At 55.1% G+C, this 21,542-nt stretch carries 17 protein-coding genes and 1 tRNA gene; 12 read left to right on the top strand and 6 right to left on the bottom strand.

The annotated features are described in order from the left end of the window. Positions 1-91: 91 nt before the first annotated feature. A complete protein-coding gene (locus I4V53_RS01890) occupies positions 92-301 on the top strand; it encodes a hypothetical protein (protein WP_195983716.1) in 210 nt (69 codons plus the stop codon). 76 nt (positions 302-377) lie between these two features. Here I4V53_RS01890 and nifU read toward each other — a convergent pair whose 3' ends face one another. From nifU to rnhA, 3 genes are all read right to left on the bottom strand, one after another. Continuing rightward, the gene (gene nifU / locus I4V53_RS01885) at positions 378-812 is read right to left on the bottom strand and encodes a Fe-S cluster assembly scaffold protein NifU (protein ID WP_195983715.1); all 435 of its coding nucleotides are present in this window, start codon (positions 810-812) and stop codon (positions 378-380) included. Positions 813-863: 51 nt separating this feature from the next. Next, positions 864-2,051, bottom strand: a complete 1,188-nt coding sequence (gene nifS, locus I4V53_RS01880) for a cysteine desulfurase NifS (RefSeq protein ID WP_195983714.1) — start codon at positions 2,049-2,051, stop codon at positions 864-866. Between the two features lie 155 nt (positions 2,052-2,206). Continuing rightward, the gene (rnhA, locus tag I4V53_RS01875) at positions 2,207-2,656 is read right to left on the bottom strand and encodes a ribonuclease HI (protein ID WP_195983713.1); all 450 of its coding nucleotides are present in this window, start codon (positions 2,654-2,656) and stop codon (positions 2,207-2,209) included. A gap of 898 nt (positions 2,657-3,554) precedes the next feature. Here rnhA and I4V53_RS01870 point away from each other — a divergent pair. From I4V53_RS01870 to I4V53_RS01825, 10 genes are all read left to right on the top strand, one after another. Continuing rightward, positions 3,555-5,363: a ribonuclease J gene (locus I4V53_RS01870; RefSeq protein WP_502709351.1), complete on the top strand. Its 1,809-nt coding sequence runs from the start codon at positions 3,555-3,557 to the stop codon at positions 5,361-5,363. Between the two features lie 81 nt (positions 5,364-5,444). Further along, positions 5,445-7,415, top strand: a complete 1,971-nt coding sequence (locus I4V53_RS01865; RefSeq protein ID WP_353616458.1) for a DHH family phosphoesterase — start codon at positions 5,445-5,447, stop codon at positions 7,413-7,415. A gap of 13 nt (positions 7,416-7,428) precedes the next feature. Next, positions 7,429-7,884 (top strand): 50S ribosomal protein L9, encoded by a 456-nt coding sequence (gene rplI / locus I4V53_RS01860; protein ID WP_195983712.1) that lies wholly within the window; start codon positions 7,429-7,431, stop codon positions 7,882-7,884. A 21-nt stretch (positions 7,885-7,905) separates the two neighbouring features. Next, positions 7,906-9,282, top strand: coding sequence for a replicative DNA helicase (gene dnaB / locus I4V53_RS01855; RefSeq protein ID WP_195983711.1), 1,377 nt, complete (start codon positions 7,906-7,908; stop codon positions 9,280-9,282). After that, positions 9,275-10,759 (top strand): tRNA lysidine(34) synthetase TilS, encoded by a 1,485-nt coding sequence (tilS, locus tag I4V53_RS01850; protein WP_353616457.1) that lies wholly within the window; start codon positions 9,275-9,277, stop codon positions 10,757-10,759. Before dnaB ends, tilS begins: the two co-directional genes overlap by 8 nt. Then, on the top strand, positions 10,689-11,228 hold the full coding sequence (hpt, locus tag I4V53_RS01845; protein WP_050698833.1) for a hypoxanthine phosphoribosyltransferase: 540 nt from the start codon (positions 10,689-10,691) through the stop codon (positions 11,226-11,228). Before tilS ends, hpt begins: the two co-directional genes overlap by 71 nt. A gap of 49 nt (positions 11,229-11,277) precedes the next feature. Next, complete coding sequence (gene ftsH / locus I4V53_RS01840) at positions 11,278-13,152, top strand: ATP-dependent zinc metalloprotease FtsH (protein ID WP_502709350.1); 1,875 nt, start codon at positions 11,278-11,280, stop codon at positions 13,150-13,152. 129 nt (positions 13,153-13,281) lie between these two features. Continuing rightward, positions 13,282-15,258, top strand: a complete 1,977-nt coding sequence (locus I4V53_RS01835) for a DNA gyrase/topoisomerase IV subunit B (RefSeq protein ID WP_195983710.1) — start codon at positions 13,282-13,284, stop codon at positions 15,256-15,258. Positions 15,259-15,270: 12 nt separating this feature from the next. After that, the gene (locus I4V53_RS01830) at positions 15,271-17,505 is read left to right on the top strand and encodes a DNA gyrase subunit A (RefSeq protein ID WP_195983709.1); all 2,235 of its coding nucleotides are present in this window, start codon (positions 15,271-15,273) and stop codon (positions 17,503-17,505) included. A 388-nt stretch (positions 17,506-17,893) separates the two neighbouring features. Beyond that, a complete protein-coding gene (locus I4V53_RS01825; protein ID WP_195983708.1) occupies positions 17,894-18,637 on the top strand; it encodes a copper homeostasis protein CutC in 744 nt (247 codons plus the stop codon). Here I4V53_RS01825 and I4V53_RS01820 read toward each other — a convergent pair. Both I4V53_RS01820 and I4V53_RS01815 read right to left on the bottom strand, forming a co-directional pair. Further along, positions 18,632-19,231 carry a DUF4364 family protein gene (locus tag I4V53_RS01820; protein ID WP_195983707.1) on the bottom strand — a complete coding sequence of 200 codons (600 nt, stop codon included), beginning with the start codon at positions 19,229-19,231 and terminating at the stop codon, positions 18,632-18,634. The two genes, I4V53_RS01825 and I4V53_RS01820, sit on opposite strands and share 6 nt — an antisense overlap. A gap of 175 nt (positions 19,232-19,406) precedes the next feature. Next, a complete protein-coding gene (locus I4V53_RS01815) occupies positions 19,407-19,790 on the bottom strand; it encodes a helix-turn-helix domain-containing protein (RefSeq protein WP_195983706.1) in 384 nt (127 codons plus the stop codon). A gap of 294 nt (positions 19,791-20,084) precedes the next feature. Here I4V53_RS01815 and I4V53_RS01810 point away from each other — a divergent pair. Then, positions 20,085-20,160 (top strand) — tRNA-Thr (locus I4V53_RS01810). Positions 20,161-20,633: 473 nt separating this feature from the next. Here the strand turns inward: I4V53_RS01810 and I4V53_RS01805 are convergent. Continuing rightward, positions 20,634-21,485: a DegV family protein gene (locus tag I4V53_RS01805; RefSeq protein WP_195983705.1), complete on the bottom strand. Its 852-nt coding sequence runs from the start codon at positions 21,483-21,485 to the stop codon at positions 20,634-20,636. Positions 21,486-21,542 lie beyond the last annotated feature (57 nt).

Genomic DNA, 21,542 nt, shown 5'->3' with positions numbered 1-21,542 from the left:
TTTTCTAAATAAGCAACCACACGCATGTGAGAAAAGTTGGCTGAACGCTCCCCGGAGGACAGAATAGTATGAAGGGACGGGGGTGAATATCATGAACAATCGGCAGTTATTGACACAGCTCAATACCGTGCGAAATGCGGTTCTGACCTATCAGCGGATGCAAAACACCTCCTTTCAGGTGGAAAATCTGCTGCGCCAGGCGGGGTGGGCAGCCGGTTATATGCAGGATATTCGTGCGCTGCGCAGCGCCGTGCGGCAAATCCAATGCACCATGGCGCATGTGCGCCGGGGCAGACGATAAAAAACGGCAGGCCCGGATCTTTACAAAAGTCCGGGCCTGCCGTTTTTTATAGAATTATAGATTGTAAGGGTTTAAATTAATGTGCATCGCAGGCGCATTCCTCACATGCCGGGACTTCTCCGACAAAGGGCGTGGGGTCGATGCCCTGGCGCTTGTAATAGTCAGATACCGCCGCTTTAATGGCCTGCTCGGCGAGAACGGAACAGTGCACCTTGACCGGCGGCAGTCCGTCGAGCGCCTCCATTACAGCCTTGTTGGTAAGCTTGAGCGCGTCCGCAATCTTCTTGCCCTTAATCAGCTCCGTTGCCATGGAGCTGGTGGCGATGGCCGCGCCGCAGCCAAAGGTCTTGAATTTTACGTCCGTGATGGTGTCGCCGTCGACCTTAATGTACATGCGCATGATGTCGCCGCAGCGGGAGTTGCCGACTTCGCCGACGCCGCTGGGGTCTTCCATCTCACCGACATTGCGCGGATTTGCAAAATGATCCATTACTTTTTCACTGTATGCCATAAACGATCAGCCTCTTTTCTTTGACATTGTTTTTCTGTTCATATTTATCAATCAGTTATACTTTTTTCCGTGGATGATTTCATCCCAGAGCGGGGACATGGCGCGCAGCCGCTCCACAATGCCGGGTAGAACTTCCAGGATGTAGTCGACGTCCTCTTCCGTGTTCTGGTCGCTGAAGGAGAGGCGCAGGGAGCCGTGCGCGATCTCGTGCGGCAGACCGATGGAAAGCAGCACATGGCTGGGGTCCAGCGAACCCGAGGTGCAGGCGGAGCCGGAGGAACCGCAGATGCCGTTCAGGTCCAGCAGCAGCAAAAGGGATTCGCCTTCAATGCCCTCAAAACAGAAGTTAACGTTTCCCGGCAGCCGTTTGACTTGGTCGCCGTTCAGGCGGGAGCGCTCAATCTGCAAAATACCGTCAACCAGCCTGTCCCGCATGGCGGTCAGACGCTTGGCGCGTTCCTCCATGGTGGCGCAGGCTTCTTTCAACGCGGTGCTCAGGCCGACAATACCGGCCACGTTTTCGGTGCCGGCACGGCGTCCGCGCTCCTGCGCGCCGCCGTCGATTAAATTGGGGAGCGGTATCCCTTTGCGGACATAAAGCGCGCCCACGCCTTTGGGGCCATGGAACTTGTGCGCGGAGAGGGAGAGCAGGTCGATGCCCTGCGCTTTTACATCGATCGGCACGTTGCCGACCGCCTGTACCGCGTCGGTGTGGAACAACACGCCGTGCTGTTTGCAGATAGCCCCGATCTCCGGAATCGGCTGGATGGTGCCGATCTCATTGTTGGCGTACATAATGGTGACAAGAGCCGTATCCTCCCGGATCGCGGCTTCCAGTTCCTCCGGACGGACCAGACCGTCTTCGTGAACATCCAGGTATGTGACGGAAAAACCCTCTTTTTCCAGAGAAGCGCAGGTATGCAGCACAGCGTGGTGTTCAAATTTAGAGGTAATAATATGCTTTTTGCCTTTCTTTGCCTGTAAGTGCGCCGCGCCTTTGATGGCCCAGTTGTCGGCTTCGCTGCCGCCGGAGGTAAAGAAAATCTCAGCCGGTTCCGCGCCAAGGCAGGCGGCAACTTCTCCGCGCGCCAGCTCCAGCGGGCGTTTGGCGTCCCGGCCTACGGAATACAGGCTGGACGGATTGCCGTAAATTGATGTAAAATACGGTTTCATCGCCTCAAAAACAGCGGGAGAAACCGGCGTTGTCGCGGCGTTATCAGCATAAACAAAATGTGCCATGTTCACAATCACCTTTTCTTTCCTTATATCAGTGCGCCGGGTTCCCGATCGGGCCGGCAAATTTTTTTACAAAATGGACTGGCAAATCCTGACTGATTTACTATGATTATAATATACACCTTTTTAGTATAGTATGCAATAGGGTTTGAAAAATTTTATAGCTGTCCGGACCTGGCACGTTCCGCCGCCGCCACCGCCAGGCGGTCGCAGCGTTCGTTTTCCGGATGGCCGTTGTGCCCCCGCACCCAACGGATGGTGATTTTGTGCTGTTCCAGCAGGTTCAACAGCGTCTCCCACAGGTCTGCGTTCAGAGCGGGAGATTTGTCCGACTTGCGCCAGCCGTTGCGCCGCCAGCCTTTGGCCCAACCCTTTTCTATGGCGTTGCAGACGTATTGGGAATCGCTGTACAGCGTTACTTCGCACGGTTCTTTCAGGCATTGCAGGGCGGCAATGACCGCACTGAGTTCCATGCGGTTGTTGGTGGTGTCCGCGTCGCCGCCGCTGATCTCCTTTTCCACGCCGTTATACCGCAGGACCGCACCCCAGCCGCCCGGCCCTGGATTGCCCTGGCAGGCGCCGTCCGTAAAAATTTCCACATGTTTCATCGTATCCATCCTTTTCCTATATATGTATTGGATTTATATGTATTGAATTGTTTTTTCTGTGCAATCAAGTTATTCAATCATACCCGACCAGCAGAGGCTTTTCTTTAAGGCTGAAACGCCATATCACATCCAAAAGCTGGTATGATTCAATGTTCTCTCAGCCGTCGGAAGCTCTGCTTCCGGTCACGGCGTGAGGTTATTATACCAAGAAGAGGCGCAGCCTCCATCACAACGGTACAATGTTCTCTCAGCCGTCGGAAGCTCTGCTTCCGCTAACGGCGTGAGGTTATTATAGCATAGAAAGATATTGCGTGCGCGCAGGGCCGCAATTTTTTTCAGATGGCGGTACGATTGGTTTAACAAGCACAGAAGGGGCCATAATATGAATAAAAGTGCGGCCTGCTTTTTAGGAAACTTGACAGCTATACAATATCAAGGTACAATAAAAGCAATCATAACCGGTGGGAAACGGCGCTGTTTTTTGGAAAAGGACGGGCCGGACCCGCGGTCGGGAATGTATCTGCCGCAGAAACCGTACAGACGGTGTGCGGCGTCCTGTTGAAAAAGGTTTCACAAGGGTTTTCAGTATGTGCGACAGGATGGAATTACCCCGGACGGGGAATTCCTTTTTAACTGAATATTATTAATGCGCGCGGTTCCGGCAGCGTTTCCGGAGCGGCTTTGCGCGGATTAAAAATATAAATATTTTACTTTGGAGCGTCATGCCCGCCAGGCACCGTTTGCAGGCGGACATTTTATCGGCGTATCCAAAAATAATGGAGGTCATATCTTGACGGAAAGAAATCAGAATCAAACGGATACAGTGCACCTGCAGGAGGCAGCTGCAGAAACAGGGGTGCATCCGGCGCTGTATGGAAAAGTAACGTTGCCAGCCAGACTGGAAGAAACGCCGGAGAAGAAGCCGGAACAGCCCCGCCGCCGTCCTGCGAAGCGGGCGGCGCAGCCTAAAAAACCGCAGCAGGCGGAACCGGCCGCGGAACAGGCGGCCAAGCCGGCGCGCGGCAAAAAACGCGGACAGCCACCGGTGAAGAAGCCGTCCATTAAAGCGTATTTTCTGGGCGGACTCAACGAGATTGGAAAGAACTTCACCTTGTATGAGTGCGAAGGCGATATGCTGATCGTGGACTGCGGCATGGCGTTCCCGGACGAGGATATGCTGGGTGTGGACCTGGTTCTGCCGGACTTTACCTTTGTGGAGCGCAACGCGGATAAAATCCGCGGCATTGTGCTGACGCACGGACATGAGGACCACATCGGCGCGCTGCCGTACCTGCTCAAGCGCGTCAACCTGCCGATCTACGGCACCATGCTGACGCTGGGCCTGGTGGAAGGGAAGCTCAAGGAGCACGGACTTTCCGGTAAGGTCAAAATGAACGTGGTTAAACCGGGACAGACCGTTAAGCTCGGCTGCATGAACGTGGAGTTTATCCATGTAAACCATTCCATTCCGGACGCGGTCGGTTTTGCGATCCACTCTCCGGCAGGCACCGTTGTGTACACCGGCGACTTTAAGATCGACTGCACGCCCGCCTGGGGCGAAATGATCGACCTGGGCCGCTTTGCGGAGTTGGGCAACGAGGGCGTTCTGGCCCTGCTGGCGGACTCCACCAACGCCGAACGGCCCGGCTACACCAAGACGGAGCAGATGGTGGACAATACCTTTGAAAACCTGTTCAAGCGCGCGGAGAAAAAGCGCATCATTATTGCGACGTTCGCGTCCAATATCAGCCGCGTGCAGCAGATCATCAACTGTGCGGTCCGTTATGGCCGCAAGGTGGCGCTTTCCGGGCGCAGCATGCTGAACGTGATGGGCATCGCCGTGGAGATGGGGTATTTGCAGGTGCCGGACGGCGTGCTGATTGACATCGACCTGCTCAACCGTTACCCCAAGGAGAAGGTGGTGCTGATCACCACCGGCAGCCAGGGCGAGCCGATGAGCGCCCTGACGCGCATGGCGTTTGCGGACCACCGCAAGGTGGAGGTCGGCCCCGGCGACTTCATCATTATCTCTGCAAGGCCGATTCCCGGCAATGAAAAAACCGTCGGCGCTGTGGTCGACGAGCTTCTGAAACGCGGCTGCGAGGTCATTTATGAATCGATGTACGAAGTGCACGTTTCGGGCCACGCCTGCCAGGAGGAGCTTAAAATCATTCAGGGGATTACCAAACCCAAGTATTTTATCCCGGTCCACGGCGAGCAGAAGCACCTGCGCAAGAACGCGGGGCTTGCCGCATCGATGGGGATGGACAGCTCCCGGATTTACATCGGCGACATCGGCGATGTGGTGGAGCTGAACCAGGATTATATGAAGAAACTCACCAGCGTCCCGGCGGGCCGCATTTTGGTGGACGGCCTCGGCGTGGGCGACGTGGGCAGCATTGTGCTGCGGGACCGCAAGCATCTGGCGGAGGACGGCCTCATTGTCGTGGTGTGCACCATCGACGCGTCAGGCAATGTGGTTTCCGGCCCGGACGTCGTCTCCCGCGGATTTGTCTATGTGCGTGAGGCGGAGCCGCTGATCGACGAGGCGAAGAAACGTGTGGTTGCTGCTCTGGAGAGCTGCTCGGAACACCACATCCATGAGTGGGGCGCTTTAAAGACGCGCATCAAGGACGAGTTGTCGCGCTTCCTGTACGAACGTACGCGCAGAAGCCCGATGATCCTGCCGATCATCATGGAAATATAAAACGACGTGCTGGCTGCGGCGGAAACGCCGCGGCCATTCGTCATGCGTGCCGGCCAGTTTCGGATTTAAGGAGTAAAAACGGTGAAAAAAAAGATATGGGTTGCATCGCCGGTCTGTCTGGTCATTGCGGCGGTTATGCTGGTAATGGCGGGGGTGAGTTGGTTTACCCACAATCCGGCGGTGTTTGTCACAGAGCTCGTTCTGGCAATCGCGGCCGTGATCATGGTCGCGGTTTCTATTTTCCGGTTTCAATCGCATATCCTGTATTCGGTACGGGCTGTGCGGCGCGTCCTGTCCGGGCAGGAATACCAGGCGCTGCAGCGTTTGACCATGCCGGTCGCCATCATCGGGGAGGCCGGGGATATTGTCTGGGCCAACCCCGCGTTTCTGGAGAGCGTCGGCGGAACGAGGGACTGCCGCGGGGAAAACATCCTGCGCTATCTCTATCCCCATACGCTGGAGCAGGTGATGCAGGCGAAGGGGACGGACGTCGGCGTTGGAAACCGCCGCTTTACCGCCTATGCCTCGCAGACGGCGGGGGGCAGCATCCTGTACCTCGTGGACGATACATATTATAAGGCCGTCAACAAAGAATTTGCGGAAAAGCGGCCGGTTGTGGCCATCGCGCATTTTGATAACCGGGAGGAGCTGGCGCGGGATCTCAACGGAGGCGAAGACGCGCGGCTTGCGTCCGATGTGGAGAGTACACTGGCGGAATGGGCGCAGAGTATGAACGGCTTTTTGCGCCGTCTCAGCGGCGGCCGCTTTTTGATCCTGACGGATGAGGCGCATATCCGGCAGGCGATGGAAAAGCGCTTTGAAATCCTGGACATGGTCCGCGGGATCAAAACGGTGGAACGCCGCAGCCCGACGGTTTCCATCGGTGTGGGCCGCGGCGCGGGGAACCTGCAGGAATCCGAGCTGTGGGCGCGCAAGGCGCTGGAAATGGCGCTGGGCCGTGGCGGCGACCAGGTGGCGGTCAAACAGAAAAACGATACCTATGAGTTCTTCGGCGGCTTGAGCAAGGGCGTGGAAAAGCGCGACAAAGTGCGCACCCGCGTCATTGCCGCCACACTTTCCGATCATATCAAGGATTCCGACAATGTGATGATCATGGGCCACCGGTTCTCCGATCTTGATGCGGTTGGTTCGGCGGTCGGCATCTGGAGCGCGGTGACCAAGGCGCTGCAAAAGCCGGCGTACGTGGTAACCAACCGGCAGCAGAGCCTGGCCGGGCAGCTGATTACCCATGTTGAAGCGGCGGCGCCGGGCAAAACAGTTTTTCTCGCGCCGGCGGAGGCGCTGGAGCAGATGACGTCCCGCACCCTGCTGATCGTGGTGGACACGCATTCCCCGGACTTTGTGGAGAGCAAGGACTTGCTGAACCGGGCGGCGCGCGTGGTGGTAATCGACCACCACCGCATGATGGTCAAGCACATTGAGAATGCAATCGTCTTTTACCATGAACCGTACGCCAGCTCCACGTCGGAGATGGTGGCGGAACTGGTGCAGTATGTCGGCGACCATACGCTGACACAGGCGGAGGCCGAAGCGCTGTTGGCCGGCATCATGCTGGATACCAAGAGCTTTGTGCTCAAGACCGGCGTGCGCACCTTTGAAGCGGCCGCATACCTGCGCCGCCGCGGCGCGGATACGGTGGAGGTCAAGCGCATGTTTGCCGATACCATCGACAGCTACAAAGCGAAATACGCCATTGTTTCCGCGGCGGAAATCATGGAATGCTGCGCCATCGCCCACACGGACCACGAGTTCCCGGACATCCGGGTAACCTCGTCCCAGGCGGCGGATGAGCTGCTTTCCATCCAGGGCGTCAAGGCGTCCTTCGTAATCTTCCCCACGGGGAATGTGATGAATATCTCGGCGCGTTCGCTGGGGGATATCAACGTACAGATCGTGATGGAGGAGCTGGGCGGCGGCGGCCATTTGAATATGGCGGCGGCGCAGATTCCGGATATCACGGTGGAACAGGCCAAAACACAGCTGCTGGCGGCGATCAAAAAGAAAGTGCAGCTGGCGGCGAATCAAAAATAGGAGGGAATTTATCATGAAAGTCATCTTATTGCAGGATGTAAAGGGAAGCGGGAAAAAGGGCGAGCTGGTCAATGTGTCCGACGGATACGCGCGCAATTTCCTGTTTCCGCGCAACCTGGCCAAGGAGGCCAACGCACAGGCGATGAACGAGCTGAAAAACGCCGAATCCGCCAAAGCGCATAAGATTGAGACGGAAAAGAAAATGGCGACAGAGGCCGCGGCCAAGCTGGAAGGCAAGAGCGTCAAGCTGACTGCCAAGGGCGGCACGGGCGGGCGCCTGTTCGGCTCCATTACCTCCAAGGAAATTGCGGAGGCGATCCGAAAAACCTACCACATCGACGTGGATAAGCGCAAGATCGAAGTGGACGGAGATATCAAGGCGTTCGGCACCTACCAGTGCGTGGTGAAGCTCTATACCGGCATCAGCGCCAAGGTTTTCGCAGTGGTATCGGAATCGCAGGAAAAGTAAAAGTAAAGGAAAACGGGAGGGATGCACATGGACAATTTAACGGCGGGTTACAGCGCCCTGAATTTGCCCTTCAGCCCGGAGGCGGAGCAGTCCGTTCTGGGCGCGATCCTGCTGGATTCCTCCTGTCTGGACCGGGTGGCGGAGATCCTGCCCCGCCCGGACTATTTTTATCAGACCAATAACAGCCTGATCTATGCCGCCATGCTGGACATGTTCACAGTGGGCCGGCAAGTGGACTTTGTCACGCTGCTCGAAAAACTCAAGGAATACCGGGAGTTTGACGAGACCAGCGGCAAGACGTATCTGTTGCAGCTCGCGCAGATTGTTCCCTCGATCAGCAATGTGGAGTCGTACGCCCGCATTGTGCGGGATAAATACGACATCCGCACGCTGATTATTACGGCGCGGGAGATTATGGAGGAGGCGTCCGACGGCGGGGTCGACGCCGAAAAACTCCTCGATTCCGCAGAGCAGCGGATTTTTGACATCCGCCGCGGGAAGAATATGCAGGGGTTGCAGCGCATCGACGAGATCATCATCCAGACGCTGGACCGGCTGGACCTGCTCAATTCGCCGGATAGCGATTTATTTAAGGGCGTACCCACCGGCATCCGGGAGCTGGACGACACCATCACCGGGCTGAACCGCTCCGACCTGATTTTGCTGGCGGCGCGTCCCGGTATGGGTAAAACAAGCTTTGCGTTGAACATCGCGCGGCACGCGGCGGTCAAGGCGGAGAAGAAAATTGCGTTTTTTTCCCTGGAAATGACGAAGGAACAGCTTTCCTCCCGTTTGATCTCCACAGAAGCCATGGTAGGCGGCACGAAGCTGCGCACCGGCAAGCTCAGCGAAGACGAGTGGGTGCGCATCATCGAGGCGGGGGATATCCTCTCCAAGACGAAGATGTATTTTGACGACAGCTCCGGCATCACCGTGCCGGAAATGAAGGCAAAGCTGCGCCGTCTCAAGGATGTGGACCTGGTGGTCATCGACTATCTGCAGCTGATGTCAGGTTCCAACAACCGCAAAGGGGATGGCAACCGCGTGCAGGAAATTTCAGAGATCACCCGGAACCTGAAGATCATGGCGAAGGAGCTGAACGTGCCGGTATTGACGCTTTCACAGCTGTCCCGTGCCAGCGAGCAGCGCACCACGCACCGGCCGATGCTCTCCGACCTGCGAGATTCCGGTTCCATCGAGCAGGACGCGGATATTGTTCTGTTCCTGTACCGCGAGGATTACTACGCGAGCGCGGACGCGCCGGGAGAATCCGACGACCGTAACAGCGGCGAATGCATCGTGGCAAAAAACCGCCACGGCGAGACAAAGACCGTGCCGCTGCATTGGCAGGGCGAGTTTATGCGCTTCACCGCACAGGAGGTTTTGCGCAGTGAGTGAGGAAATCGCAATCATAAAAGAGCTGGTTCAAGGGGTAATCGCCGAGTTTGGTATGCTCCCGCCGGGCGGCAGGGTCGTTGTGGGCCTGTCGGGCGGGGCGGACTCAATGGCGCTTACCCATTTTCTCGTTTATCAGGAGAAGGCGGAGGTGCTTGCCGCGCACGTCAACCACGGGCTGCGCGGGGCGGAATCGGATGCGGACGAGGCGTTTGTCCGCAAATGGTGCGCGGAAAACCGGATTCCGCTCCGGGTTCTGCATGCCGACGTCAAACGCCTGGCGGAGGAGCGGAAGCAGGGTCTGGAGGAATGCGGACGGGAGGTACGCTACGCCTTTTTTCAGGAGCTGGCCCGGTCAGAGGACGCCAGAATTGCTACGGCGCATACCCTTTCCGACAGCGCGGAGACCGTTTTGCTCAACTTGGCCAAAGGTACGGGTGTGCGCGGGCTGTGCGGCATTCCACCGGTGCGCGGCAATATCATTCGCCCGCTGATCCGTGTCGTGCGCGAACAGGTGGAAGTGTATTGCCGGTTTTACGGGCTGCCGTATGTAACGGACAGTTCCAACCTGGAGCGGGATTTTGCACGCAACCGGGTGCGGCTGGACGTCGTGCCGGTTTTGAAGCGGATCAATCCCGCGTTTGAAAAAGAAATTGCGGGCATGACAGTGCGGCTGGCGCGGGACGAGGCGTTTTTGCAGGAACAGGCGGAGCAGGCGGTTCAGCGTGCGGAGACGCCTCATGGATACAATCTCGCTGTTTTAAAGGCATTGGCACGGCCGGTTCTGGTGCGTGCGGCGGCGGTTGTGATCCGGCGCGCCGGGGATGCGCGGCTGGAAAGCAGGCATCTGGAAGCTGTTGCGAATGTGATCGCCGCAGGAAAGGGCGCCGTCAGCGTTGCGGGAGGAATACAAATCGCCGCGCAGGGCAATACTCTTTTTGTCGCACCGGAGCGCACGGAGCCGTGGAGCGTGCCGGTTTTGTTCCCGGTCACGCAGACGCCGGACGGGCGCAGCATTTGTTTAAAAAAAATTAACAAGAATGCCGTTCAAACAGAGAATAAATTTCATAATTTGTTATTTCATAATTGCATCAACTGTGATACAATATGGACTAATCCAGTCTTTCGGACCCGGCGTGCGGGCGATGTCTTTCGTCCGGCGGGCCGCGGCGTGTCCAAATCGCTGAAAAAGCTGTTTAATGAGGCAAAGCTGGAACCCCTGCTGCGAGACAAAGTCATTTTGCTGGAAAGCGGTGGGGAGATTCTTTGGATAGAGGGCTTCGGCCCGGCGGAAAGCGCCCGGGTTTTGCCCGGAACACAGCAGGCGGTTGCAATCAGAGTGGAACCTGCCGGGAGCGGCGCAAGGGCGGACGGCTCCCAGGACGAATGGGAAAGGGATGGGTACACCAATGGTGAACGATATTCAGGAAGTGCTGTTCAGCGAATCGTATCTGGCGGAAACGGTCCAGCGGATCGGTAAGCAGATCAGCGAGGATTACAAGGATAAAAACCTGTTGATGATCAGCGTATTGAAGGGCTCCGTGGTCTTTATGGCGGACCTCATGCGCGCGATCACGATTCCGTGCCGGGTGGATTTTATGTCCGTATCCAGTTACGGTTCCGGGGTCAAAACCTCCGGCGTGGTCAAGATTGTCAAGGATTTGGATATTCCGCTCGCGGGTTACGACCTGCTGGTGGTGGAAGATATTCTGGACAGCGGCATGACGCTCAGCTACATACTGGAGCTTCTGCAGTCCCGCGGACCCAGAAGCATCAGGCTCTGCACGCTGTTTGACAAGCCGGAGCGCCGCACCGTCGACATAAGCGCGGATTATGTGGGTACCAATGTCCCGGACGCCTTTATCGTGGGCTATGGGCTTGATTATGATGAAAAATACCGCAATCTTCCCTTTGTGGGCATTTTAAAGCCGGAGGTATACGGCGGCTGACGGAACCTCTGTAAAGGAGTGAATGTAGATTTTGGAAAATAAGGACACCATGAAACGCATGCTGATCTACCTGGGTATCCCTATCGCGCTCTTTCTGGTGATCGCCCTGCTGTTCAGCAACCGGCCTTCGGAAAAAGCCTACGTCTATTCGGACATCGTGAATTACTTTCAGGATGAACAGGTGACGGAGTTTTCCATCAACATGGGCACGGGTGAAATGCGCCTGCAGCTCAACGATGAAAAGAAGAGCATTATCAACTATACGGCGCCGAACTCGCAGTACCTGCTGCTGGAGATTCAGCCCTATGTGGACGAGTACAACGCCAAACGCGACGGTGAAGAGCGCATGAAGCGCGACATCCAGCGCGCGCCGGAAACCTCCTGGCTGGTGAGCATGCTGCCGATGCTGGTGGTGCTGGCCCTGGGCGTGTTCCTCTGGTGGTTTATGATGAAGCGCCTGAACTCCACCATGGGCGACGCCGGCAAGCAGATGAACTTTGGCAAGGCGAAGATCAAGCAGATGGCGGATGAAAAGCGCAAGACCACGTTTGCCGATGTGGCGGGCGCGGATGAGGAAAAAGAGGAGCTGCGCGAAATTGTGGAGTTTCTCAAAAATCCGAAGAAATACAACGAGCTGGGTGCGCGCATCCCGAAGGGCGTGCTGCTGGTGGGCCCTCCGGGCACCGGTAAAACGCTGCTGGCGCGCGCGGTCGCGGGCGAGGCGGGCGTGCCGTTTTTCTCGATTTCCGGCTCGGACTTTGTAGAGATGTTCGTCGGCGTCGGCGCGTCCCGCGTCCGCGATCTGTTTGAACAGGCAAAAAAGAATTCCCCCTGCATTATCTTCATCGATGAGATCGACGCGGTCGGCCGCCAGCGCGGCGCCGGACTGGGCGGCGGGCACGATGAACGCGAACAGACTTTGAACCAGCTGTTGGTGGAAATGGACGGCTTTGGCGCGAACGAAGGCGTGATTATGATCGCGGCGACCAACCGCCCCGACGTCCTCGACCCGGCGCTGATGCGTCCCGGCCGGTTTGACCGCCAGGTGGTTGTCAGCTATCCGGATATCAAGGGCCGCGAAGAAATCCTGAAGGTTCACGCGCGCGGCAAGCCGCTGGCGCCCGACGTGGTGTTGCGGACCATTGCGAAGACCACCGCCGGTTTTACCGGCGCGGATCTGGAAAACCTGCTGAACGAGGCCGCGTTGCTGGCGGCCAGAAAGAACCTCAAGGCCATCACCATGGCGGAGATCGAAGAGGCCACCATCAAGGTTGTGGTGGGCACGGAGAAGAAGAGCCATGTGATGACGGAGCGGGAGAAGACCCTGACGGCGTATCACGAGGCGGGCCATGCGGTGGCGACCTTCTACTGTCCGACGCAGGACCCGGTGCATCAGATTTCCATTATCCCGCGCGGCATGGCGGGCGGCTATACCATGCATCTGCCCACGGAGGACCGCTCCTATCAGTCCCGCAAGGAGATGAAGGAGGACTTGGTAGTCCTTTTGGGCGGCCGTGTGGCGGAGGCTCTGACGCTGGACGATATTTCGACCGGCGCTTCCAACGACATTGAGCGTGCGACCAAAACGGCGCGTTCCATGGTGACAAAATACGGTATGAGCGAAAAGCTGGGCCCGGTACAGTACGGCGCGGACGACAGCGAGCCGTTCCTGGGCAGGGATATGGGCCATGTCCGCAACTATTCCGAGGAGACTGCTTCCGCGATCGATCGGGAGATCAAGAGTCTGCTGGTGGATGCGTACCATCGGACGGAAACTATTCTCACCGAGCACATGGACCAGCTGCATGAGGTGGCGAAGTTCCTGTACCAGAATGAGAAGATGGGCGGAGAAGATTTTGCCGCTGTTATGAATGGGACGTATCAATATCCGGAAGAGAAGAAAGAACCCGTCACAATCGGGTAAAATAGAAAGAGGGGAATGTACAAACATTCCCCTTCTTTTTGCGGATGGGATTCGCACGTATGTTTTGTGGAACAGGAGCATCCGCGGAGAATGGACAGGAACAATAAAACTTGGGGAGCGATCGATTCAATGGCAAAAAAACCGGTTTACGGCAATGAAAGCATATCATCCCTGAAAGGGGCGGACCGTGTCCGCCGCCGCCCGGCCGTCATCTTCGGTTCGGATGGTATCGAGGGGTGCGAACATTCGATATTTGAGATTTTATCCAATTCCATCGACGAGGCGCGCGAGGGCTACGGCAGCGAAATCACCATCACCCGCTACGCGGACGATTCGGTAGAGGTCTGCGACCACGGGCGCGGCTGTCCTGTGGATTACAACCAGAAGGAACAGCGCTACAACTGGGAGCTGGCCTTCTGCGAGCTGTATGCGGGCGGCAAATACAATAATGCGGCGGCGGAGAGTTATGAGTATTCGCTGGGCCTCAACGGCCTGGGCCTGTGCGCCACACAGTATGCTTCCGAGTATATGGATGTAGAGGTGTGCCGGGACGGGTTCCGGTTTAATCTGCATTTTGAGCACGGCGAGAACGTCGGCGGCCTCAAAAAGGAGCCGTACAACGGCAAAAGCGGCACCAAAATCCGCTGGAAACCGGACATCCAGGTGTTTACGGACATCCGTGTGCCGGCGGAATACTATCTGGATATTATTAAGCGGCAGGCGATCGTCAACGACGGGATCAGGTTTCTGTTTCGCAACCAGGCAGGCGGCAAATTTGAAACGACGGAGTTTCTCTACCAGCAGGGCATTGTGGACCATGTCAAGGAGATTGCGGGGGAAGACGCGCTTACTTCCGTGCAGTTCTGGCAGGCGGAGCGCAAGGTGCGCGACCGTGCCGACAAAGCGGAATACCGCACCAAAATCAATGTGGCGCTGGCTTTCTCCAACCGCAGCAAGCAGATTGAGTATTACCACAATTCCAGCTGGCTGGAACACGGCGGTGCGCCGGACAAGGCCGCGCGCAACGCTTTTGTATACCAGATTGATTCATACTTAAAACAGACCGGCAAATACAATAAGAACGAGAGCAAGATCACCTTTGCGGATGTGGAAGAATGCCTCATCCTGATTATCTCCTCCTTTTCCAACCAGACCTCCTATGAGAACCAGACGAAAAAAGCCATCACCAACAAAGGCATTCAGGAGGCCATGACGGAGATGCTCCGCCATCAGCTGGAGATTTATTTTATTGAGAATCCGCTGGAGGCGGACAAGATTGCCGCGCAGGTACTGATTAACAAGCGCAGCCGTGAGGACGCGGAGAAGACGCGCCTGAATATTAAAAAGAAGCTCAACAGCAACATGGACATCACCAGCCGCGTGGCGAAGTTTGTGGACTGCCGCACCCGCGACGTCAACGAGCGTGAAATCTTTATCGTGGAGGGAGATTCCGCGTTGGGCGCCTGTAAGCAGGCCCGTGACCCGAACTTTCAGGCGATCATGCCGATCCGCGGCAAAATCCTGAATTGTCTCAAGGCAGATTACGATAAAATCTTCAAAAGTGAAATTATTACAGACCTGCTCAAAGTGCTGGGCTGCGGCGTGGAAGTCAAGGCGAAGGCAAACAAAGAGCTATCCACTTTTGACCTTTCCCAGCTGCGTTGGAATAAGGTTATTCTTTGCACTGATGCGGACGTGGACGGCTTCCAGATCCGTACGCTGCTTTTAACCATGCTGTACCGTTTGACGCCCACCCTGATCAACGTGGGCAAGGTGTTTATCGCGGAATCGCCGCTGTTTGAGATCACGACCAAGACGGAAACCTTCTTTGCCTACACGGAGAAGGAGAAGGACGACGTGCTCAATAAGCTGGCTGGGAAAAAGTTTACGATCCAGCGCTCCAAGGGATTGGGCGAAAACGAACCGGACATGATGAACCTGACCACGATGAATCCGGAGACGCGCCGTCTGATTAAAGTCATGCCGGAGGACGCGGCGCGCACGGCACAGATTTTTGACCTGCTCCTGGGGGACAATCTTTCCGGGCGCAAGGATTATATTGCGGAAAACGGGCATTTGTATCTGGATGCCGCGGACGTCAGCTAAGGAGGTGGGAATATGCCGAGAAAACGCAAGGAACAGGCCGCGCCGCGCGCCAAAGCAAGCGGCGTTATTGAGGGCGCGGGCGAGATTGTAGAGCAGCAGATCACGGAGACGCTGGAGCAGAACTATATGCCCTATGCGATGAGCGTCATTCTATCGCGCGCCATCCCGGAAATCGACGGCTTCAAGCCCGCCCACCGCAAGCTGTTGTATACCATGTATAAGATGGGGCTTCTGGGGCCCACCCGTACCAAGTCCGCCAATATCGTGGGGCAGACGATGAAGCTGAACCCGCACGGCGACGCGGCGATTTACGACACAATGGTGCGGTTGAGCCGCGGCTACGAGGCTCTTTTGCACCCGTTTGTGGATTCCAAGGGAAACTTTGGTAAATTCTATTCGCGCGATATGGCGTGGGCGGCGTCCCGTTATACGGAAGCGCGGCTGGATGACATCTGCAAGGAGCTTTTCAGCGATATTGACAAGGATACCGTCGACTTCGTGGACAACTACGACAACACCCTGAAGGAACCGACGCTTCTGCCGGCGACCTTCCCGACGGTGCTCGTCAACGCCAATACGGGCATTGCCGTCGGCATGGCGAGTTCTATCTGCCCGTTTAATCTGGCGGAAATCTGCCAGACGACAATTGCGCTGATGCGGGACCCGGAGCACGATATCACATCCACCCTGCAGGCGCCGGATTTTCCCGGCGGCGGGCAGCTCATTTACGACGCCAAACAGATGAATGAAATATACCGCACCGGGCGGGGAAGCTTCCGCGTCCGGTCCCGGTATTCCTACGACAAGGCTGCCAACTGCATCGACGTGACGCAGATTCCGCCCACCACCACCGTGGAAGCGATTGTGGAAAAGGTTGTGGACCTGGTCAAGCAGGGGAAGGTAAAAGAGGTAGCGGATATTCGCGATGAAACCGGACTGGACGGCATGAAGATCACCATTGACCTCAAGCGCGGTGTGGAGCCGGACCGTCTGATGCAGCGGTTGTTTAAGCTTACGACACTGGAGGACAGCTTCTCCTGCAACTTTAACGTGCTGATCGGCGGTATGCCGCGCGTGCTGGGCGTAGGATCGCTGCTGCAGGAATGGGTGGCGTTCCGCATCGAGTGTATCCGCCGCCGCACGTATTACGACCTCAGCAAAAAGCGGGACAAGCTGCACCTGCTCAAGGGGCTGCAGGCAATCCTGCTGGACATCGACAAGGCGGTTTCCATCGTCCGCAATACGGAAGAGGAATCCGAGGTCGTACCGAACCTGATGATCGGCTTCGGCATCGATGAGATTCAGGCGGAGTATGTAGCGGAGATCAAGCTGCGCCATTTAAACCGGGAGTATATCCTCAAAAGGACGGAAGAGACGGACCAGCTGGAAAAGGACATCGCGGCGCTGCAGGCGATCCTGGACAGCAAATCCAAAGTGAAAAGCATCATCATTGCGGAGCTGCAGGCAGTCGCCAAGCAGTACGGGCAGCCGCGCCGCACGATGCTGATCTATTCCGACGAGCTGGAGGAGTACGCCGAGGAGGAGAGCGTGCCGGATTATCCGGTGCATCTGTTCTTTACCAAAGAGGGTTACTTTAAAAAGATCACCCCGCAGTCCCTGCGCATGAGCGGGGAGCAGAAGCTCAAGGAAGGGGACAGTGTGGCGCAGCAGATCGAGAGCAGCAACGCGGCGGAGCTGTTGTTCTTTACCGACCGCGCACAGGTGTACAAGGCGAAGGCCTCCGATTTTGGAGATACCAAAGCCAGCGTGCTGGGCGAATATATCCCGGCGAAGCTGGGGATGGACGAGGGGGAAAACGCCCTTTATATGGCCGTCACAAAGGATCACAGCGGCTATATGCTGTTCTGCTTTGAGAACGGCAAGGCGGCGAAGGTGGAGCTGCAGGCATATGCCACAAAGACCAACCGCCGTAAACTGCTGGGCGCATACAGCGACAAAGCGCCGATTGCCGCTATCCTGCAGCTGCGGGAGGACGGCGAGGTCCTGTTTACCAACGCGCAGGGCCGGATGCTGCTGGTGCATACCGGTGCGATCCAACCCAAGACGACGCGCAATACACAGGGCGTCGCTGTAATGACTCTGCGCAAGGGCGGGCGTCTGATGCAGGTTGTTCCGTATGCGGAAGGGATGCTGATGAAACCGGATCGCTACCGTAAAAACATCCCGGCAATCGGTGCTCTGCCAACGGCGGAGGAAACGGCGGGGGAGCAGACCACTTTATCTTAATCATAAAAGACAAAAAGCAGGCGCCGGCAGCCAATAGCTGCCGGCGCCTGTTGTGGTTTTCGAAACGGCAAACGCATGCATTCCGAAACACCAACTATAGCATGACCGGATTCGCGGGATGTTATTCATATTTATGATAAAAACAGTAAATTTTTATTTATGCGGTTCAGAAACGCGTTGGGAAGCACAGCACATAGAAAATAAAATTTAAAATGGAATGGCTGCGCCCTGTGAGGGACCGGCAAACGACTAAGTTTTACCGTCAGAGGCCGGTCTATGTTACTCCCATAATCTGCAATAATTTTATTCAATTCAGGTGCTTTTCTGGATTTTTTAAATCATATGTGGTACAATACAGCCGAATAAAGATTGAAAAGGAAGGTCCACCATGAACCATTTTATTCTGGAAGTCTGTGTCGACAGCATTGCTTCCGCGGAAGCGGCAATGCGCGGAGGCGCGGACCGTCTTGAGCTGTGTACCGGTCTTGTCGTCGGAGGCCTTACGCCAAGTCTCTCTTTTTTGCACCAAGTAAAAGAGCGCACGGACATGCGCACCCATGTGCTGGTGCGCCCGCGTTTCGGCGATTTTTGCTATACTGACGACGAATTTGCTGTAATGCTTGAGGAAATCTCCGCACTGGCGCAGGCGGGCGCAGACGCTATTGTCACAGGTTTTCTGCTTCCGGATGGAAACCTGGATCTTGTAAAAATGGAAAAGGTCCGGGCGCTTTGTAAAAGCTGCTGTGTTACGCTCCATCGTGCCTTCGACGTCTGCGCCGATCCCCGCCGCGCTTTGGAAGAAGCGAAATCCCTGGGAATCGATACCATTCTGACCTCTGGGCAGCAAAACAGCGCGGTGGAAGGCGCGGCACTTTTGCAGGAGCTGGTAAAACAGGCTGGTCCGGTTGAAATTCTGGTGGGCGGCGGTGTTAAACCGGAAAACCTGCGTGAGCTGGCGCTGAAGACCGGAGCGAGAAGTTTTCATCTCTCCGCTAAAAAGGAGAAAGACAGCGCCATGCGGTACCGGAAAGCCGGCGTAAGCATGGGGCTGCCTGCGATGAGTGAATATACAATTTTTGAAACGGACGAAACGGAGATTGCCGCCGCCCGACAGATCCTGGAACAGCTATAAAGCGTTTCCCTTCGTGTTCTTTAAAATATCTGCGACCAGATCAGAATTGTTTGTTACTGCCGCCAACAGGACGCGATAGACGTTTTCCGGGGCGCGATGAAAATTCCGTTTGACCATTCGTGCCTGGTACAGATCCGGCACGTACAGCATAAAGCTCATCAGCTCCATATCTCCGCCGGAAACATGGCAGATTACGTTGTAGCCGTTGTCCGTGCGGCGAATCTCCACTTTGTTTTCACGTTCCCTCTTAGCGGCCGCCAAAAGATTAACAGCGGCAGAGACCGCGTGTTCCCGTACGGAGATCGGCACGGCGGCATCCAGCTGCTTGGCGATCATGCGCGCTTGCGGCGTAGCGGTCAACAGCTCCGGATTCTGTGGCTCCTCCGTAAGATTCCCGTTTGCCAACAGCTCCGCAATCGCGTCTGTAATCTCAAAATAATTGGCAAGTCCGTTATCCTGCATAATACGAAGGATCTCTTCCCGGGACAACGGAGCGTCGACGCTGGAAAGCAGATAACAGATCAAAATCCGAATTTGATTTTTTGTACGCAGTCCTCCCGGCTCAACGCCGCCGGTAAAAGCATCATAATCCACGGGACCCTCTCCATTTCTTAAAATACAAGCAATTTACCGAAACACCGGTAAAACAGGCACCTTATAAAAAAGCCAAAGCAAAGATAACGCCAAACACGGCGATTTCGCTTTGACCAGCACTTCTTTTATTTAGTTTATCATAAGGCCTGCTGCTGTGCAAGGAGAGAAATGACGATTATTTTTTGATTCCGACGACGCCTTTGCTGTAGGCCAAAATCTGTTCTCGCTCTTTGGGGGATGCAGCACGAAAAATCCCAACCAACATACGTTCATTGGGAGATAGGTCATAGATATATTTAATATGATCAAAACTGTCGGGACGGTTCACATCGCGCAATTCTCCGGATTCCTTTTCGTCTGCCAATAGCTCCAGCAGGGAAACATTATAAACTTTTGCCAGAGTTTTCAAAACAGCAATGGAAGGCGTCGTTTTTCCTGTCTCATAATACGTATAGGTAGAACGAGAGCAATTCAGAATTTTGGCGATTTCCAACTGTTTAAAACCGTTATTTTCTCGGAGTGCGCGCAGTTTTTCGCACAGCTTTTTATCTGTCAACATTGATTCCCATCTTTCATGTGATTTGGGTAGTATATGCTATATTATAATATAATAAAGATATTTTCGGATAAATGCGTCAATATTATTCACTGCAGTACGGTCAACATTGTCGATAGTATTTACAGAAAGCCTGCGTATCTCCCAGGGAAAGCAAATATTTTTAGAAAAGCCCTTGACGTTACCGGCAAAATTTTATATAATAATCTAGCTGTCAGAATTCATTTGTATGAAATGCTCAGAATGATTGATATTGGGCCAGTTCCATACAAATTTTTTAACATTAAATTTGAATATGCTACTGTGGCTCAGTTGGTAGAGCAGCGCATTCGTAATGCGCAGGTCGTCGGTTCGAGTCCGACCAGTAGCTCCAGGAGTAGAAAGCGAAAAGATGTTTGGCGTGAAAGCCAGTGTTTTGAGCTTTATAAGGCCCTCAACTCAAAAGAGTTGGGGGCCTTAGTTTGTAAATCGCGGCAAAGCCATTCCGGACGGATGTTGAACAGACGTCTAAATAGAAAGCAGGGATTTCCTTTGCTTTCCTCCAAGAGCAAGATGCTCTGCAATCTTGCGGTGTGTTTTCTCCTTTCCCTGTATCGAAATGGTTTCCGGTTCGATCGTCTGTATATTGGTTTATTTTGTTTACGCATGACGACGCCCCCTGATGTAGTTCTATTTTCCTACATCGGGGGGCGTTTTGTCTGCTATCTGCTTTTACTGGTTTGGTTTATAGCTTCCAATATTAATGGATACTTTACTTTTTTCAATTTTAAGAGGGCTGTTAAGCGGGAACAGGGAGCCTGGTCCTTTTATGGGAAGAACAAATGCTGACAGAGAGTAACTGCCGTTTTATTTTTTAAATACACCAATTCCCAGTAAACCAGGGCCGGTGTGAACGCCGAGCGCAGGGCTGATCTGTCCTTCCACCACAATTTTTCCTTTGGGGATGCGCGTCTTTAAGTCCGCCTTGATGAGATTGGCTTCATCCTGTGCGGCCCCGTGCATGATCGCCAGTTCCACCTCGCCGTCTCCGGCGGCGTTCTGTGCCAGCGTTTCAATTTTACGGATGGACTGCCCGCGGCCCAGCGCCTTTGCGACCGTATAATAGATGCCCTCTGTGTTGCAGGAGATTACCGGCTTCAGATTCAGGGCAGTCCCCAGCGCCGCCGCAACCAGGCCGATGCGCCCGCCCTTTTGCAGATATTCCAGGGTTTTCACACAGAAGAAGATGCGGCAGTTGCCCACCTGCTTTGGGAGGGTGTCGATTAACTCTTCCCAGCCCATACCGCTTTCCAGATATTGCGCCGCGCGCAGGGCGAAGAAACCGCTGCCGATGGAGATATTTTTCGTATCCATGACATAGCAGTCCAGTCCTTCGTAATCCTCGCAGAGGATTTTCATCACGTTGTATGTGCCGCTCAGTCCACTGGAAATGCATACGACGAAGACCTTTTCATAGCCGTCCGCTTTGATCCGGTCCAGGATCGCGTTGATATGGTCGCCGCCTGGGAGGGACGTTTTGGGAATCTCGACCGGCAGCATGGCGTAGACCGTGTTGGCCGTGATGTCGACGCCGTCCAGGTATTCGCGCTCCTTGTAGAGAATTTTTAATGGAATCTGGTAGATATGATATTTTTCTGCCAGCGCTGCGGGAATATCTCCGCCGGAATCCGTTAAAACCGCCACTTTATCTTTGTTCATTTTGCAGCCTTCCCATCTTAAATGATTCTATCTTATATGTAATAAAAAACATGGTAT

The sequence above is a fragment of the Clostridium sp. D33t1_170424_F3 genome (genome assembly GCF_015667585.1).
Classification (GTDB): Bacteria; Bacillota; Clostridia; order Oscillospirales; family Acutalibacteraceae; genus Anaeromassilibacillus.
This window is presented reverse-complemented; position numbering and strand designations above follow the sequence as displayed.